The organism is Promineifilum sp. (SeqCode) (genome assembly GCF_041918635.1).
Taxonomy (GTDB): Bacteria; Chloroflexota; Anaerolineae; order Promineifilales; family Promineifilaceae; genus Promineifilum.
Genome location: NZ_JAYRVJ010000673.1, coordinates 1 through 2866, shown reverse-complemented (window position 1 = coordinate 2866; position 2866 = coordinate 1). Strand labels below are relative to the sequence as shown.

Sequence of the window (2866 nt, the reverse complement as noted above, 5' to 3'; positions counted from 1 at the left end):
GGTGTCGTGGGGATCAAAGTAGAGCGCGGCCGTCCCGCCCGCTTCCGGCAGGGAGGACGTATCGGCGGCGATGACCGGCGCGCCGCAGGCCAGGGCCTCGACGATGGGCAGGCCGAAGCCCTCGTAGAGCGAGGGGAAGACAAGCGCGGCGGCGGCGTTGTACCAGAGGGGCAGTTCGGCGTCATCCACGTAGCCCGTGAAGCGCACCTGCTCGGCCAGTCCCAGCGCCCGCACGCGCTCGAAAATCTCATCGTAGAGCCACCCTTTGCCGCCCACCAGCACCAGTAGCGCGTCCGGCCGGTCTAGCCGGGCCAGCGCGTCGAGTAGCACGGGGATGTTCTTGCGCGGCTGAAGCGTGCCGACGTGGAGGAAAAAGGGCTTGTCCAACCCCTGGCGGCGGCGGAAGGCGTCCACCTCGGCCGGCGGCAGGGGCTGGTAGTAGGCGGTCACGCCCGGCGCGACCACGTCGATGCGCTCCAGCGGCACGCCGAACTGGTGGTGGATGTCCTGGCGGCCCGACTCGGAGATGGCGACGAGCCGGCGGGCGCGGCGGCAGGCGTGAGCCGTCTCGGCCATCAGGTAGCGGCGTTGGGCGGCCGGGAAGCGGTCGGGGTAGTGGACGAAGCTCAGATCGTAGATGGTGACGACGGCCGGGCAGGAGGCCAGGCGCGGCATGGCGAAGGCCATGCTGTGTAGCAGCGCCAGCCGGTCGCGCCGTGCCCGCCACGGCCACGCCAGTTGCTCCCAGGCGATGCGCGCCAGCCGCCCCTCAGTGGGCCAGGACGTGCCGACCACGCGCAGATCGGGGCGGTCGTCCCAGCCCGCGGTCTGGCGCGTATAGATGGTATAGGTAGCGCCGCTCTCGTCGCCCGGCGGCAAGTGGCGCAGCACCTGGTAGATGTAGTGGTGGATGCCCGCGCGGCGATAGCCCGCCTCGCCGGACAGGAGGTGAGCGTTGATGCCGATATGGAGTTGTGGTGGCGGGTATGGTGATGGCGGCGCGGTCATCCTATCGCCCCCGGAAATCCCTGACGTGCTGCACACTCATCGGGGCAATTATACGATCATCCTGTCTACAGTCATCTTGCCCATATCCCCCCTCTATGATAGACTGCGTTATGTTTACATGCGCGGTGGATTGCGCCGCGCCCTGCCCGCTCCTCTGCCTGTCACGGGCGAGGAATTGAATCAAGCAGAGGAGGATGCGCGTGAAACGCACGACCTATACGCTCTTGATCGCCCTCACGGCGCTGCTCGTTCTGGCCCTTGGCGCCTGTGTTCGCCCCGTCCCCGGCAGCGAGGAGCCGCCCACCGCGACTACCACCGTTCTCGACCCGCTTCTGCCGGCGGCCACCTTGCCCGGCGGCGTGGTGACGACGCCGCTGCCGGTGGGCGCGTCGCCGACGCCGCTGCCCGTTGTGCCCGTCGATGCCTCGCCGACGCCATTGCCGCCGGCTCCCGAGCCGACGCAGCCGCCCGCGCCCGAACCGACGGCCGCGCCCACGGGGGAGCAGATCCACATCGTCGCGGCGGGCGAGAACCTGTTCCGCATCGCCCTGCGCTACGGCTTCACCGTCGAGGAGCTGGCCGCCTACAACGGCATCCCCAACCCCAACGTCATCAGCGTGGGGCAGCAGATCCGGATTCCGGCACGGTAGTCATGCCAGACCTGTCAGGTTTTCTGAAAACCTGACAGGTCTAACAAACTCATGGAACTCCTGAACACGCGCATCGCCTGGGAGGGGAAGTGGCGCGTGCGCGTCAGCACGTACCGGTTGGCCGACGGCCAACTGTACGAGCGCGGGGCCATCGAGCACCCCGGCGCGGTGGTGCTCCTGCCGGTGCGGCGCGGGCCGGACGGCTATGATGTGTTGATGCTGCGCCAGTACCGGCCGGCGCTGGACAAGACCATCCTCGAACTGCCGGCGGGCACGCGCGACCCGGCCGAGTCCTGGCTCGATTGCGCCCAGCGCGAGTTGCAGGAGGAGACGGGCTACCGCGCGGCGACGTTCACGCCGCTGGGCGAGGTGTGGGCCGCGCCCGGCCTCTCCAACGAGCGCATGGCCCTATTCGTGGCCGCCGACCTGACAGCCGACCCCCGGCCGATGGACGTGGATGAGGAGATCGCCGTCGAGGTATGGCCGCTGGGCGAACTGGCGGCAATGGCCCTCGATGGGCGATTGGAAGATGCCAAGAGCGTCGTCGCCATCCTCCGCGCGGCGCAGTATCTCAGCGGGTAAGAGCTCACGCAAAGAGCGCAAAGAAGCAAAGAACGCAAAGATATGCTTTTCTCTTTGCGCCCTTTGCTTCTTTGCGCTCTTTGCGTGAGCTCTTCGTGATTTAGTCAGCCGCGCCGTCGTCGCGCTGGTGTTCGTCGCCGAAGGTTTTCAGCTCCATCGCCAGTTCGCGCAGCCGGTTCCTGACGGCGGCGTGCACCGTGTTTTCGGGGTAGTCGCCATTCTCGTCCTGCGCGCCGGCCGGCATGCCTGTCAGCAATTCCAGCCCCTCATCAATGGTCGTGACCGTCCAGATGTGAAACTGCCCCGCGGCGACTGCGTCAACCACGTCCTGGCGCAACATCAGATTGATGACGTTGGTTGAGGGGATGATGACGCCCTGCTCGCCCGTCAGACCACGCGCCCGGCAGATGTCGAAAAAGCCCTCGATCTTCTCGTTCACCGCGCCGATGGGCTGAATCTCGCCCCGCTGGTTGACCGAGCCGGTGACGCTGATGCCCTGTTGCAGCGGGATTTGCCCCAGGCTGGAGAGCAGCGCGTAGAGTTCGGTGGACGACGCGCTGTCGCCGCCGACGTAGTAGTAGCTCTGTTCGAACGTTAGACTGGCGTTGAGCGACAAGGGTTGATGC

At 67.1% G+C, this 2866-nt stretch carries 4 protein-coding genes; 2 read left to right on the top strand and 2 right to left on the bottom strand.

Translation table 11 applies throughout. The features are described 5' to 3' along the window. The coding region (locus ACE3UY_RS19735) for a glycosyltransferase family 4 protein (RefSeq protein WP_374689192.1) at positions 1 to 1008 on the bottom strand (1008 nt) is incomplete at its 3' end. 200 nt (positions 1009 to 1208) lie between these two features. On the opposite strand from ACE3UY_RS19735, the gene ACE3UY_RS19730 reads away from it, so the two are divergent. Next, on the top strand, positions 1209 to 1658 hold the full coding sequence (locus ACE3UY_RS19730) for a LysM peptidoglycan-binding domain-containing protein (protein ID WP_374689191.1): 450 nt from the start codon (positions 1209 to 1211) through the stop codon (positions 1656 to 1658). 51 nt (positions 1659 to 1709) lie between these two features. Further along, positions 1710 to 2240, top strand: coding sequence for an NUDIX hydrolase (locus ACE3UY_RS19725; RefSeq protein WP_374689190.1), 531 nt, complete (start codon positions 1710 to 1712; stop codon positions 2238 to 2240). A gap of 100 nt (positions 2241 to 2340) precedes the next feature. Here the strand turns inward: ACE3UY_RS19725 and ACE3UY_RS19720 are convergent. Next, positions 2341 to 2866 (bottom strand): S16 family serine protease (locus ACE3UY_RS19720; RefSeq protein ID WP_374689189.1); only part of this gene is annotated, 526 nt, incomplete at its 5' end.